The following is a 14,145-nucleotide window of genomic DNA, read 5'->3' as shown; positions in this document are numbered from 1 at the left end:
CATCATGACCGATGTCATGGATTTCGTGGAGTCTCCGGCCATGGCCCTGCGGGTTGATGACGGATTCCAGCTTGCTTCCGTCGACCCTGACGCGACGCCCGGGTACACGGGAAACAAGGCCGGGGGCGAGGCGCTCCTGGCTCATCAGGACGGAAAGCTGGCCGAGCTGCAGGAGAAGCTGTTCGCAGAGGCCAGGTTCGGCGGCTTCAAACGGGTGCTGCTGATCCTGCAGGCCATGGACACGGCCGGCAAAGGCGGCATTGTCCGCCATGTCATGGGCGCCATGGATCCCCAGGGCGTCCAGCTCAAGTCCTTCAAGGCGCCCACGGATGAGGAGAAGTCATACGACTTTCTGTGGCGGATTGAAAAGGAAGTGCCTGCCGCCGGCATGATGGGGGTCTTTGACCGGTCGCAGTACGAGGACGTGCTGATCCACCGCGTCCACGCCTGGGCGCCGCCGGAGGAGATCAAGCGCCGCTACGCCGCCATCAATGAGTTCGAGGGACGGCTGACGGACGCCGGAACGAAGGTCGTCAAGGTGATGCTGCACATCAGCCGGGACGAACAGAAGAAGAGGCTGCTGGCTCGCCTGGACAATCCCGAGAAGCACTGGAAGTACAGCACCGGGGATTTGAAGCAGCGCGCGTTTTGGGAAGACTACATGGCCGCCTACCAGGCTGCCTTCGATATAACCAGCACCGAGGTGGCCCCCTGGTACGTGGTTCCGGCGAACAAGAAATGGTACGCACGGATCGCTGTGCAGGAACTGCTGCTCTCCGCCTTGGAGGGGCTGAATCTCGAGTGGCCCAAGGCCGACTTCGATGTGGAAGCAGAACGGCGGCTGGTCGAACGGTCCTGACCCGCTGAGAGGTCCCGACGCGGTTTCTCGGCTGCCCCTTGCTTCTTAGCTGTCCTGGCGGGCGGCGGCGAGCCTCTTCCGGGCTCCCTCCAGCCATTCCTCGCAGCGCCGGGCCAGGGCCTCGCCCCGTTCCCACAGGGCGAGGGAATCCTCGAGGCTCGTCCCGCCGGCTTCAAGTTTGGAGACGACGCCTATGAGCTGTTCGCGTGCCTCCTCGTAGCTCAACGCCTCGATGTCTGCGGGAATGGGCGTTGCCGGTGATGCCGCGGTTGCCTCGGCGGAGTTGTCAGTCATGGGTTCACCTGTCGTGTTGGTTTGGTTGGTTGATCGGCTGGGGCGGCTCACGTTCTGGCGGGCTGGCGGGCGCCTGCGGATTGCGGGCCGCCGGTGGACGTCGCACCGAACTTTCCGCCCGCGACCCGGATGGAGAGGTCGGTTTCGGCGGGCGCCTCCGAGGGGTGCCGCACGACGGTCCCGGCTGATGGCCCGCCCGCGGCTAGCTGGACAACGGCATAGCCACGGTCCAGCGTCTGCTGCGGAGACAGGGCCCGGACCTGCGCCTGCAAATGCCCAAGCTGGTCGGCGGCCCTCGTAACGGCAGCGCTGATGGCGGCAGTGGACCGGCGCGCCAGCCGTTCCACTTCCTCCTCTCTTACGTTGACCATGACTTCGGGGGCGGCAAGAACGGGACGCGAACGCAGGGCTGCCAGGCGGTCGGATTCCCTGGCGACGAGCTGCGTCACTGAGCGGTGCAGCTGGGCCTCCGCCTGGCGCACGCGCGCGAGCTCCTCCGAGACTTCAGGAACGATCCGCTTGGCGGCATCCGTCGGGGTGGACGCGCGCAGGTCGGCGACGTCGTCCAGGATGGGGCGGTCCGCCTCGTGCCCGATGGCGCTCACAACGGGAGTTACCGCGCCGGCGACTGCCCGGATCAGCTCCTCGTTGCTGAAGGGGAGGAGGTCTTCCAACGCGCCGCCGCCGCGGGCGACGACAATCACGTCGACATCGGGGCGGGCGTCCAGTTCCTTAAGCGCCCGGATGATCTGGGCCACGGCGGTATTTCCCTGGACAGCGACTTCCCTTATCTCGAATTCGACGGCGGGCCAGCGCAGCGCCGCGTTCCGCAGCACGTCCTTCTTCGCGTCCGAGTCCCGGCCGGTGATGAGGCCGATGCGGTGCGGCAGCAGGGGGAGCCGCTTCTTCCGCGATTCGGCGAAGAGGCCTTCGGCACCGAGCGCGTGGCGCAGCCTCTCAATCCTGGCGAGGAGGTCGCCCAGGCCCACGGGACGGATGTCCTTGACGGACATGTTGAGGCGTCCGGTCTTGAGCCAGAACTCGGCCTTCAGGAGTGCGACCACCCTGCTGCCGCGTTCCAGCGGGCTCTCCTGGCGGTCGAGGATCTTGGACCAGACGGAAGCCGGCAGGGAAATCTCGGCGTCCACGTCCCTGAGCGTCAGGAAGGCGCTGGTGCCCCTGCGGTTCAGTTCGATGACCTGGCCCTCGACCCACGCCGCCGGCGCACGCTCAATATGCGCTTTGAGTTTTTGTGACAGCAGCTGCAGCGGCCACGGGTTGTCCGGGGTTGTCTCGGCGGCGGTGGCGGGCACGGTCGTGGGAGCGGTGCCGGGGACAATGGCATTTTCAGCCATGCGCAGCCCGGGTGGAGGCGTTCGCCTGTTGCATGTGCCCGTCCTTTGCCTTGTGTGCCTTCTTGTTATGCCTGCACATGTTGTGCCTGCACCCCGGCTAATCAACTCTATCCATAGCTTTATCACCCGATGACGACATTTTTTGCCTGTGGAGCGACCTGCCTAGGATGGCAATGTCACTACGACCCGCCAGAAACCCCAACCAGCTAGGAATCCCTTGCGTTCTCTTGTTTCGGCCTTGGCCGTAGTCATTGGCCTGCTGCTGTCCGCGGTTGCCGTCCCGGCCATCTGGGTGGACCGCAACATCGTTCAGGAAGACGGCTTCGTTGCGCTGGCCGCTCCCTTGGGAAAGGATCCCGCTTTTCAGCAGAGGCTCGCTGCCGCTGCCGTGGGCGGGATCGATACCGGGGGAGCGATACCCGAGCCCGTGGCAGGGATCGTCAGGCCCCTGCTGGAATCCGCAGCAGCCTCCCTCAGCGGGCTGCCGGGCTATCCGGCCGCCTGGGAGGAGACGCTGCGTAAAAGCCACCGGCTTAACTTTGGCGCCGCGGGTACTGCCCCTTCCGAAACCGGCTCCGCTTCGACCGTCACGCTGGATGTGGCTCCCCTCGTGGGGCTCGTCACCAGCCAGATTGCGGAGCGCGCGGGAGTTCCGCTGGAGGCTCCGGGGCAGACCCTGCTGACGGTTGGACAGCCAAACCAGCGGCAACAGATCGAACAGGTCACCGCGTACGCGCCTCTTGGCTCCAGCCTGGCCGTTGGGGCGGGAATCGCGTTGCTCCTGGCGTTTGTGGCGGCACGCCGCCGATGGACTGTGTTCGCCGGAGCAGGCGTCGGCGCTCTCGGGTTGGCGGGGCTGTGGAGCCTGGGATCACGCTTTGCCTCGGATACGGCCGCAGGCACGGCAAGCGGCAACGAAGTGGCCGACCTGTTCGTGCAGGAGTTTGTCGCTGCCTCGACCCGCGGCTTTGGGCCGTGGATAACGACGGCGGCCATGACCGGCGCCGTGCTGGTGGCCGCCGGCCTTGCCGGGCGTCTGCTCGGCGGCCGGGCCCGCAGGGGGTGATTCGCCCCGGCTTTCCGGTGTCCGGGTGGAGCCAGGGCCGTCGCAGGCCGGGTTCGCGACCAAGGTTCGCCCGGGGCATAGTGCCGCGGGGAGGCCATGCTGCACCCGGTAGCATGGAGCAATGACCTCCTCAGCTGTCTCCCTCTCGATGCCAACCGTTCCGCGCCGGCGCCGTTCACCAGAGGAAGTGCTGGCAGCCGCGCCTGTGGCCGGTCCAAAGAAGGTCTTGCTGGCGGCCCCGCGCGGATACTGCGCCGGCGTTGACCGGGCCGTCATCGCCGTGGAAAAGGCGCTGGAGCACTACGGGCCTCCTGTTTACGTCCGCAAGCAGATTGTCCACAACGTGCACGTGGTCAGTTCCCTGGAAGAACAGGGAGCCATTTTTGTCGATGAAACCGACGAGGTGCCTGAGGGTGCGCTGGTGATCTTCTCGGCGCACGGCGTGTCACCTGCCGTGGTCCAGTCCGCGGAGGACCGGGGCCTGCGCACCATCGACGCCACCTGCCCGCTGGTCACCAAGGTCCACAAGGAAGCGGTGCGTTTCGCAAAGGACGACTTCGACATCCTGCTGATCGGCCATGACGGCCACGAGGAAGTCGAAGGGACAGCCGGCGAAGCCCCGGAGCACATCCAGATCATCAACGGTCCGCATGAAGTGGACAAGGTGACGGTACGGAACCCGGAAAAGGTCATCTGGCTTTCCCAGACCACACTGAGCGTTGACGAAACCATGGAAACGGTCAGGCTGCTCAAAGAGCGGTTCCCCACCCTGCAGGACCCGCCCAGCGACGACATCTGCTACGCGACCACGAACCGCCAGGTCGCCATCAAGAAGATCGCTCCCCAGGCTGACCTGGTGATTGTGGTCGGTTCCGCGAACTCCTCGAACTCAGTGCGGCTGGTTGAGGTTGCCCTCGAGTACGGTGCCAAGGCGTCGTACCGCGTGGACTTTGCCAACGAGGTGGACGAAACCTGGTTTGAGGGCGTTTCCACCGTTGGCGTCACGTCCGGCGCGTCCGTGCCCGAGGTGCTGGTCAAAGACGTGCTCCGCCTGCTGGCCGACTACGGCTACGGTGCCGTCGAGGAAGTCGTCACCGCGGAAGAGGATCTGCTCTTCTCACTGCCCAAGGAGCTGCGCGCAACCCTGAAGGCGGCCGGCGACGTCTCACGGGCCCTCGGCGGCCGGCGCTCAAACTAGCGGCCGCGGGAGCCCCTAGGCGGCGTCCTCCTCGGACGCCTCGTCCAACTCCCGCGCGCTGTGAGCCCGCTCCTGCAGTTCAGGCGCGGAAACGGCACGGGGAGTCACCTGAACCGCGGACGGCGCAGCAAGGCCGGCGGCGTCGAGGGCATTGAGTTTCCGGGCTGTGGGCAGCACACGCGCCTCCAGCGTGCCGACCATCGAGTTGTACCGGTCCACCGATGTTTTCAGGGAGGACCCGAGCTTGCTGACATTCTCACCGAGGGTGCCCATGCGCTCATAGAGCTGCCGGGCTAGCTCGAACAGTTCACGTGCACTGTCGGTCAGCACGTCCTGCCGCCAGGTGAACGCAACGGACTTCAGGACCGCCAGCAGGGTGCCGGGTGAGGCAAGCACCACGTTCTTGGAGAGGGCATGATCCAGGAGCCCCGGATCTGCGGAGAGGGCGGCCGCGAGGATGGACTCGGCAGGCAGGAAGCAGATGACCAGCTCGGGGGAGTTGCCTGAGATGTCCCAGTACTTCTTGTTGCTGAGGGCGTCGACGTGGGACTTGAGCGCTTTGGCATGGGCTGCCAGCAGGGCCTGCTGGGTGGAACCGCTACCCGCGTTGTCGGGGCCAGTCTGGCCAAGGTCCTGGGCCTCAAGGTAGGAGGACAGCGGCACCTTCGCGTCAACCACCAGCTGCTTGTCGCCCGGAAGCTGGACCACGAGGTCCGGACGGACGGAAGCATCCGTACCCGGGCTGTGCAGCTGCTCGTAGAAGTCCACATGGCGGAGCATCCCGGCCGCTTCGACCACCCTGCGCAGCTGGACTTCGCCCCATTGGCCCCGGGCGCTGTTCGAGCGCAGGGCCGCTTCGAGGGCGTGCGTGGATTTCATGAGCTGCTGGTCAGAGAGCCTGGCCTCCTGCAGCTGCTGAGCGAGCTGCCCGTACTGTTCCAGCCGGTCGCGTTCCAGGAGGGAAACCTGCTGCTGGACGGCACTAAGCTTCTCGGCTACCGGCGCCAGGGCCCGCAGAACGCTGCCGTCCTGCTGGCGCGATTCCCCGAGCTCCCGGTTTTGCACAGCCAGCAGCCTCCGCTCGGCTTCAGACGCGGCGTATTGCGCGCTGACCTCCGAGAGTCGCGCCGAAACGCCGTCGAAATCCGCCTCCAGCGCCACATTGCGGCGCCGCATGACCACGTACACGAAGGCCGCCCCCGCCAGCGCGCCGAGCAGCAGCATCAGGAGGGCCAAAATCACTGCAAAAGAATCCATGCCTTCACTGTGGCACGCAGGTACGACATTCCTGCCGAAGACGCTGCCAGCCCCGCTCCTCCTTGCCGGTGTGCTTGCCCTGGCTCGCCCCTCGAACCTGGCACCTCCTCTGCCTGTGCCCTTATGGCACCGCCATAACAGGTAGAATCATTGTCCGTGGCTCTTACTATTGGCATCGTCGGACTGCCCAACGTCGGCAAATCAACTCTTTTCAACGCACTGACCCGGAACCAGGTGCTGGCGGCGAACTATCCGTTCGCCACCATCGAACCGAACGTCGGTGTCGTTAACCTGCCCGACTCCAGGCTCCAGGAGCTCGCCGGGATCTTCGGATCGCAGCGGGTGCTGCCGGCCGCTGTGTCCTTCGTGGACATCGCCGGCATCGTCAAGGGTGCGTCCGAAGGAGAAGGGCTGGGTAACCAGTTCCTCGCCAACATCCGTGAAGCGGAAGCCATCGCAGAAGTGGTGCGCGTCTTCGACGACCCCGACGTAATCCACGTTGACGGCAAGGTGGATCCCCGCTCGGACATGGAAACCATCAACACCGAGCTGATCCTCGCCGATCTGCAGACCATCGAGAAGGCGATTCCCCGGATCGAAAAAGAAGTCAAGATCAAGAAGCGGGAAGCCGCGGAACTCGCAGCCATCAAGGCAGCGCAGGCCGTGCTGGAGCGCGGTGACACCATCTACTCCTCCATTAAGAGCGACAAGCTGGAGATGGAGCACCTGAAGGAACTCAGCCTCCTGACGGCCAAGCCCTTTATCTACGTCTTCAATGCGGACGAAGGAATTCTCGGCAGCCCCGAGAAGCAGGCCGAGCTGCGAGCCATGGTTGAACCCGCCGACTGCATCTTCCTCGACGCCAAGCTTGAGGCCGACCTCGTCGAGCTGGATGAGGCTGAGGCCCGCGAGATGCTCGAAATGAACGGCCAGGATGAGTCGGGCCTGGACCAGCTGGCCCGCGTTGGATTCCACACGCTTGGACTGCAGACCTACCTCACGGCCGGCCCCAAGGAAGCCCGGGCGTGGACCATCCGCCAGGGAGACACGGCGCCGCAGGCGGCGGGAGTCATCCACTCGGACTTCCAGCGAGGCTTCATCAAGGCCGAGGTCGTTTCCTTCGAAGATCTGGTCGAGGCCGGATCCATGGCGGAAGCGAAGTCCCGCGGCAAGGTCCGCATTGAAGGCAAGGAATATGTGATGGCCGACGGCGATGTCGTCGAGTTCCGCTTCAACGTGTAGTTCTCATGATGAGGAGGGTCTGGTCCGGCAGGTGATGACTGCGGGACCAGACCCTCTTGTTTACCCGAAAAGTTGAATGTAAGCACCAGTTCTGGCTTCCGTGCATCCATTTCGGACGATTGATAAGTGTGCACACCACATGACTGGGTCAGCGCCTGATGCCGGTTATCATCATCTTGGCTAACGAAACTTCAGAACCATGAGGAATGACGTGCACTGTGAGCGATGAGAACGATAAGAGCTTGGAACTTGTTACGGTGGAGGATCTCAGGATCCCCGTCGAGGTAGCCGAAGAGGATCTCAACGAAGACGACGGCTCCCAGTTAGCCATCAACGCCATGATGGATGAACAAGATAGCGAAGCAGAGCAATTTGCTATCGCCTTCCTGAAACAGGTCATACGTCTGCGTGGTGTACGCATTGATAGGGCGCAATTCCTCAAGGCAGAACTTCACAAACGAGGTGTCGGAGCTACAGAGATCAATAGGGCCATCCGGGAGAACCCTGCAGCAGCAGGAATTGCACCGGCCATGCTTGATGAAATCGCTGAAAGTGCTATTGACTTTGAGACTGGAAAATCCACAGCCCTGTCATTTGCTGCCGGCTTACCTGGCGGTTTTGCAATGCTCGGGACAGTGCCTGCGGACATCACCCAGTTCTACGTTCACGCCTTTAGGGTTATGCAGAAAGTCGCCTACGTTTATGGTTGGCAGTCGTTCTTAGATGATATCGAAGACATCGATGACGAAACCTTGGGCATACTTGCTGCCTTCCTTGGCGTAATGATGGGGGTCGGTAGTGCGTCTTCCTCGGTCAGTCTTTTTGCCGTTCAGGTTGCCCGACCTGCCGTCCAAAAAAAGATCGCGAGTGTGGCCCTGACTAAAACCGCGTGGTATCTCCCCATGAAGCAGACACTGCGGATCATCGGAGTGCAGGTCACCAAACAGAGCTTTGCCAAGACCGTCAGCAAGGTTGTTCCCGTTGTGGGGGGAGTGGTATCGGGAGGCCTCACGTTCGTCACACTCAATTTGCAGTCGAACCGGCTTAAAAAGCATCTCAGAGAACTGCCGCCTCCGAATGTCGATGCGGAGGCCTATCTGGCGGCCATCAAAGTTGCTGATGCAACGCCGCCCAGTATGACAAAAGCTCTCGTAGATACAATCGAGGATGTTAGCTCGACTATCAAGGGCACTGCCTCTCGAGCAGCGGACAAGTTCTCCTCAAGCCATACCCTTGACGAGGGCTTTCCTGCTGCGTCAAAGGCCCGGGCGAAGGCCGAAAAAATGGCTGGCGCAATCGCCGGAACAGCGACCACTGTTGGGTCTAACGTAACGGGATTGTTCAAGTCGAAGAAGAAGCAACGAACCGAAGACGTCGACGGTGGAAATCCCAGGGAGATTCTTACTGAGGAGTAGGCCTGGGGAAGGGGCCTGACATCGGTGCGCCTCCGGGCACGAAGTCCAATACGGGCAAGAATGCTACCGCTAAGGTTGTTTCTGATGCGGAACGCCGTCGAGTTCCGCTTCAATGTGTGACCAGGCGCTTCAGCGCCCATAGGGAAGCCACTCACGACCTGCCCCGGCTGCCGCCGGCTGGACGGATTTGAACCCTAAGCACACTTTCCAATAGCTTTGTTCAGGCGCCTCCTTGTTCCCCCAATCAAGGAGGCTTCGACCAGAAGAACCCCCGCGGCCACAAGCCTGCGGGGGTTCTTTGCTGTCCGCGCCGGAAATAGCGATGAGGCTATGGGCAAGGATGGCTGACGGAGCCGGCCCCAGCTGCCGCAGGAGAGACCGTGGAGCCGGACCGTTATGGCAGCGCCCCCCAAGCGAAGACCACGTGCAAGCCTTCCCCCCGCGGGGGTGACGGGCACTCCCACATCAAGCGTAGGCAGCGGTGATGAACCCGGCAACAGGTAATTGCTGCGCCAGCTTGCCCTTCCGGTTCAGTGATTGAGGATTAACAAGCAATAGCCTCGGTCCCTTGGCGGGACGCTCACATTGTGATTGGTGCCCGCTATCAGGCACCTGTTTTCTGCGACGCGGCGTGCTAGGTTGCATCTCGATAACAACCTTTACTGAGGGGCAACTTTCGGTCCGCAGGTGCGGCGCGCGGGTCTAGGCTACTTCCCATGTGAGACATGCCACATGCTCACTGGGGGGATGTGGCTGTCTGGCCGGCGTCTTCAGCGGCGGTCCTTTCCACACTAAAGAGACATAGGAGGCGGAATGCGATTCAGTCGTATTTCCAAAGCAGTAGGCGTCGCCGCCGCAGCGGCGCTGGCACTCAGCGCCTGCGCAAGCACCAACACCGGGACAACCCCGACAAGCAATGCGGCCGGCAAACAGGGCGGCACAGCCACCGTGGTTGAGGTGAATGCGTTCAACACGTTCAACCCCAACACGGCCGACGGCAACACTGACATCAACTCCAAGATCAGCTACGCAACGCACTCCGGCTTCTACTACATCGACAACCAGCTCAACATCGTCCGGAACGAAAAGTTCGGCAAGATGGAAAAGACCTCTGACGATCCGCTGACCGTCAAGTACACCATCAATGAAGGCGTGAAGTGGTCGGACGGCACGCCCGTCACGGCGGCTGACCTCCTTCTCCAGTGGGCAGCCTTCTCCGGGTACTACAACGACGCCGATGCGGACGGCAAAGCAGGAACGTCGTACTTCTCCTACGCCGGGGACCCGACCGGCCTCGCCCTCACCGACTTCCCGGAGATCGGCGACGACAACCGATCCATGACGCTGAAATACTCCAAGCCGTTCGCCGACTGGGAGATCGCACTCGGCGGGCCCGGCATCGACATCCCGGCCCACGTCCTGGCAAAGAAGGCCGGCATGGCCGACACCCAGGAGTTCATCGACCACCTCAAGAGCCTGCCCCGTGGTGACGCCAAGGCACCCAAGCCCGCGGACAGCAAACTCAAGGCCATGTCCGAATTCTGGAACACCGGGTTCGACACCAAGACCCTGCCCGGCGACCCTACCCTCTTCCTGTCCAACGGCCCGTTCATCGTCAAGAGCGTGAACCAGGACCAGTCCCTGACCATGGTCAGGAACAAGGACTACAACTGGGGCCCGGAACCGAAGCTGGATGAAATCACCGTCCGCTACATCGGCTCGGCACCCGCACAGGTCCAGGCACTGAAGAACGGCGAAGCGGACATCATTGCTCCGCAGGCCTCCGCCGACACGCTCGAGCAGCTCAAGGCACTCGAGAGCCAGGGCGTCACGGTGGAGCAGGGCAACCAGCTGTCCTACGACCACATCGACCTGAACTTCTACGGGGTATTTGCCGACAAGAACGTCCGTGAAGCATTCATGAAGACGGTTCCCCGCAAGGACATCGTGGACAAGATCGTCAAGAAGCTGGATCCGGAAGCCAAGCCGCTGGATTCACAGCTCTTCGTTCCGGCCCAGCCCGCCTATGCGGACTCGGTGAAGGAAAACGGCTCCGCCGCCTACCAGGATGTTGACATTGAAGGAGCCAAGAAGCTGCTCGCCGGCAAGACTCCGGAAATCCGCATCATGTACAACAAGGACAACCCGAACCGCGTGGACGCCTTCTCCCTGGTCCGTGAATCTGCCACCCAGGCAGGCTTCAAGATCGTCGACGGCGGCCTCGGCGGCTCCGACTGGGGCAAGGCGCTGGGCAAGGGTGGCTACGACGCCACCATCTTCGGCTGGATCAACCCGGGCGTCGGAGTCTCCGGCGTACCGCAGATCTTCCGCACGGGCAACGGGTCCAACTTCAACAAGTTCAGCGATCCTGAGGCCGACAAGCTGATGGAAGAGCTCATCGTGACGACGGACCGCGGCAAGCAGGACGAGCTCACCAGGCAGATCGACCAGAAGATCTGGGCTTCCTCCTACGGTCTCCCGCTGTTCCAGTCCATCGGCGTGGACGCCTACAGCGACCGGATTACCGGCGTGAAGTTCATGCCTAACCAGACGGGTGTCTGGTGGAACTTCTGGGAGTGGGCCGAAAAGTAAGCCGGTGACCACAACTGCAAGAAGCTAACTAAGGCGCCGGGATCAAGCACCATGGTCCCGGCGCCTTGTGGCGGCAACTCCCGCCCCGTGCCGGCACCACGAAGGCGGGCACGGCCAAACCTGCGACCGGTCCTGGCAACCCCCGGACCCGAATACTGAGGTTCTTTCACGATGGTGACCTACATTGTCCGGCGGCTCGTCACCGCTGCACTCATCCTCCTGGGCGCGTCTTTCCTGGTGTATCTGCTGACCGCAGCGTCCGGCGATCCGCTCGCCGAGTTCCGGGCCAGCAGCGCCCCGAACAAACAGCAACTGATGGATTCGCGCTCGGCCCTCCTGGACCTGGACACCCCTGCTCCCATCAGGTACTTCAAGTGGCTGGGCGGCGCCGCCCAGTGCCTCGTTCCCTTCGCCGGGACGTGCGACCTTGGCAAGAACATCGCCGGCCAGCCCATCACCGATGCTCTGGGGCATGCCCTGGTCCAGACCCTCACACTGGTTACGGCAGCCACCGTGCTGGCGATTCTCATCGGCATCACCCTGGGCATCATCACCGCGCTGCGCCAGTACAGCAGCCTGGACTATGGCGTGACCTTCATGGCGTTTCTGTTCTTCTCCCTGCCGATCTTCTGGGTGGCCGTGCTGCTGAAGGAGTTTGGCGCCATCGGGTTCAACAACTTCCTCAGGAACCCTGAGATTCCCCTGCCGGTGGCCGCGGGCATCGGCGCTGTCCTAGGCCTCGTGGCCCTGATCATCGCCGGGGGTGATCTCAAGCGCCGGATCATGACCGGCGGTATAGTCTTCGCGGCGGTCACGGCGGTGCTCATCTACTTCTCGGTCACGCTGTGGTTCAAGACCCCCGGACTCGGCCCGGTCGTCATCGCCATTGCGGGTGTGGGCCTGGCCTTTGCGGTGACCCTGCTGACGGCCGGCCTGAAGAACCGCAAGGCGCTGCGGGCCGCGCTCATCGCTGCGGGGGCGGGCGTGGTTGCCTACTTCCTCATCCAGCCACTGCTCAACCAGGCAACATTCCTGATGATCGTGCTCCTTGGGATCGCCACGGTCCTCGTCGGCATGGGCATCGGCTACCTCGTGGGCGGATACGACCGCGGGCAGTCCATGCGGGCGGCAGCGCTTACCTCTTTCCTTCTGGGTTTCCTCATTGTCCTTGACCGCTACATGCAGGCCTGGCCGGCGTACTTCAACAACAGCAGGGTCCGCGGACGCCCCATCGCAACCATCGGCGCCGGCACCCCGAATATCGAAGGCGACTACTGGATCCTCGGGCTCGACTCGTTCACCCACCTGATCCTGCCCACCACGGCACTCATCCTCATTTCCCTGGCCGGTTACACGAGGTTCACCCGTTCGTCCATGCTCGAGATCATGAACATGGACTACATCCGGACAGCACGGGCCAAGGGCCTCTCGGAGCGGACCGTGGTCATGCGCCACGCATTCCGGAACGCCCTCATCCCGGTGGCCACGATCGTCGCCTTCGACATCGGCGGGCTCATCGGCGGCGCCGTCATCACAGAGACGGTGTTCTCCGTCCGCGGCATGGGATTCCTGTTCCTCGACGGCATCCTGCACGTTGACCCGAACCCGGTCATGGGCGTCTTCATCTGCGTCGCCATCACGGCCATGGTGTTCAACCTCATCGCGGACCTTGCCTACTCCGCGCTGGATCCACGAGTAAGGGTAAAAGCATGAGCCAGCCGAGCCAGCAGGACGAAATCGTAGCTGAACAGGCCAGCCTCAAGGCACAACCGGCGGCCGGGATCGAGCCAGTCGCCGAGGCCAGGGGACTGAGCCAGGGGCAGATTGTCCGCAAGCGGTTCCTCGGGCACTCCGGCGCCATCGCGGGCCTCGTGGTCTTCGCCATCATCTTCGTCACCGCCTTCACGTCCGTCGGATATGCAGGCATCCCGGGATGGTGGAAGTACACCCACGAGACCGTCTCACCGCTCGTCAACGACGGCGCGCCCACGGCCTCCTTCTGGCCGCTCGCCTGGGGGGAGCATCCTTTCGGCCAGGACCGGATCGGCCGTGACCTGTTCGCCATGACCATGCGCGGCGCCCAGCAATCCATCACCATCATGGTGGTCATCGGACTCATTGCAGGCCTGATCGGCGTGACCGTGGGCGCACTCTCCGGCTACTTCCGGGGCTGGACAGAAGCAATCCTCATGCGCCTAACCGACGTCATCATCATCATCCCCGCCCTGCTCCTGGCCGCCGTCATGGCACAGTTCGCGGGCCGGCGGGACGAGGGGAGCTGGTTTGCGTCCTTTGCCAGCACCAACGGTGTGCTGGCCCTGGGTATCTTCCTTGGGCTGATCAGCTGGGTGGGCCTTGCACGGCTGATGCGGGGTGAGTTCCTCACCCTGCGCGAACGGGAATTCGTCGACGCGGCGCGCATCTCCGGAGCCAGCAATGCCCGGATCATCTTCAAGCACATCCTGCCCAACGCCGTCGGCGTCCTGATCGTAAACGTCACCCTGACCATGTCCGCGGCGATCCTCACCGAGACTGCACTGAGTTACCTTGGCGTGGGCGTGAAATCCCCGGATACGTCCCTGGGCCTGCTCATCTCGCAAAACCAGGAGGCCTTCACCACCAGGCCCTGGCTCTTCTGGTTCCCCGGCCTGTTCATCGTCCTCATCTGCCTGAGCATCAACTTCATCGGCGACGGCCTGCGGGATGCCTTTGATCCCCGGCAGAAAAAGTTCAACCCCAAGAAGGCGCGGGAAAGCGGCCCGAAGACGCCGGAGAAGACACCCGTCACCGCCTCTGAAGGCAACACAGGGGACAGCGCGGACGGGAACGGCCCTGCATCCGGTCCCGGCAAGGGAGCCTGACGTGCT

11 protein-coding genes are annotated in these 14,145 nt (G+C 63.1%); 8 read left to right on the top strand and 3 right to left on the bottom strand.

Translation table 11 applies throughout. The features are described 5' to 3' along the window. Nucleotides 1-4: 4 nt before the first annotated feature. On the top strand, nucleotides 5-859 hold the full coding sequence (locus ACIP9X_RS06470; protein ID WP_400478903.1) for a polyphosphate kinase 2 family protein: 855 nt from the start codon (nucleotides 5-7) through the stop codon (nucleotides 857-859). 45 nt (nucleotides 860-904) lie between these two features. Here the strand turns inward: ACIP9X_RS06470 and ACIP9X_RS06465 are convergent, their stop codons facing one another. Together ACIP9X_RS06465 and xseA are read right to left on the bottom strand one after the other, a co-directional pair. Beyond that, the gene (locus ACIP9X_RS06465) at nucleotides 905-1,153 is read right to left on the bottom strand and encodes an exodeoxyribonuclease VII small subunit (protein WP_400478902.1); all 249 of its coding nucleotides are present in this window, start codon (nucleotides 1,151-1,153) and stop codon (nucleotides 905-907) included. Nucleotides 1,154-1,200: 47 nt separating this feature from the next. Then, nucleotides 1,201-2,508, bottom strand: a complete 1,308-nt coding sequence (gene xseA / locus ACIP9X_RS06460; protein WP_400478901.1) for an exodeoxyribonuclease VII large subunit — start codon at nucleotides 2,506-2,508, stop codon at nucleotides 1,201-1,203. 217 nt (nucleotides 2,509-2,725) lie between these two features. Here xseA and ACIP9X_RS06455 point away from each other — a divergent pair, with 217 nt between their 5' ends. Beyond that, nucleotides 2,726-3,574: a hypothetical protein gene (locus tag ACIP9X_RS06455; protein WP_400478900.1), complete on the top strand. Its 849-nt coding sequence runs from the start codon at nucleotides 2,726-2,728 to the stop codon at nucleotides 3,572-3,574. Nucleotides 3,575-3,695: 121 nt separating this feature from the next. After that, entirely contained in the window at nucleotides 3,696-4,772 is a 1,077-nt protein-coding gene (locus ACIP9X_RS06450) for a 4-hydroxy-3-methylbut-2-enyl diphosphate reductase (protein ID WP_400478899.1), read from the top strand. Between the two features lie 15 nt (nucleotides 4,773-4,787). Here the strand turns inward: ACIP9X_RS06450 and ACIP9X_RS06445 are convergent, their stop codons facing one another. Beyond that, complete coding sequence (locus tag ACIP9X_RS06445; protein WP_400478898.1) at nucleotides 4,788-6,029, bottom strand: DNA recombination protein RmuC; 1,242 nt, start codon at nucleotides 6,027-6,029, stop codon at nucleotides 4,788-4,790. A gap of 156 nt (nucleotides 6,030-6,185) precedes the next feature. Between ACIP9X_RS06445 and ychF the strand changes: the two genes are divergently transcribed. From ychF to ACIP9X_RS06420, 5 genes are all read left to right on the top strand, one after another. After that, the gene (gene ychF / locus ACIP9X_RS06440) at nucleotides 6,186-7,271 is read left to right on the top strand and encodes a redox-regulated ATPase YchF (RefSeq protein WP_400478897.1); all 1,086 of its coding nucleotides are present in this window, start codon (nucleotides 6,186-6,188) and stop codon (nucleotides 7,269-7,271) included. Nucleotides 7,272-7,489: 218 nt separating this feature from the next. Next, on the top strand, nucleotides 7,490-8,686 hold the full coding sequence (locus ACIP9X_RS06435) for a hypothetical protein (RefSeq protein ID WP_400478896.1): 1,197 nt from the start codon (nucleotides 7,490-7,492) through the stop codon (nucleotides 8,684-8,686). Nucleotides 8,687-9,499: 813 nt separating this feature from the next. Then, entirely contained in the window at nucleotides 9,500-11,278 is a 1,779-nt protein-coding gene (locus ACIP9X_RS06430; protein WP_400478895.1) for an ABC transporter family substrate-binding protein, read from the top strand. 171 nt (nucleotides 11,279-11,449) lie between these two features. Then, on the top strand, nucleotides 11,450-12,991 hold the full coding sequence (locus ACIP9X_RS06425) for an ABC transporter permease (protein WP_400478894.1): 1,542 nt from the start codon (nucleotides 11,450-11,452) through the stop codon (nucleotides 12,989-12,991). Beyond that, nucleotides 12,988-14,139, top strand: coding sequence for an ABC transporter permease (locus tag ACIP9X_RS06420; RefSeq protein ID WP_400478893.1), 1,152 nt, complete (start codon nucleotides 12,988-12,990; stop codon nucleotides 14,137-14,139). Before ACIP9X_RS06425 ends, ACIP9X_RS06420 begins: the two co-directional genes overlap by 4 nt. The last annotated feature ends 6 nt before the right edge of the window (nucleotides 14,140-14,145 follow it).

This window comes from Arthrobacter sp. NPDC093125 (assembly GCF_044754225.1).
Classification (GTDB): Bacteria; Actinomycetota; Actinomycetes; order Actinomycetales; family Micrococcaceae; genus Arthrobacter.
The sequence above is the reverse complement of the archived record's forward strand: the minus strand, read 5'-3'. Positions and strand labels throughout refer to the sequence as shown.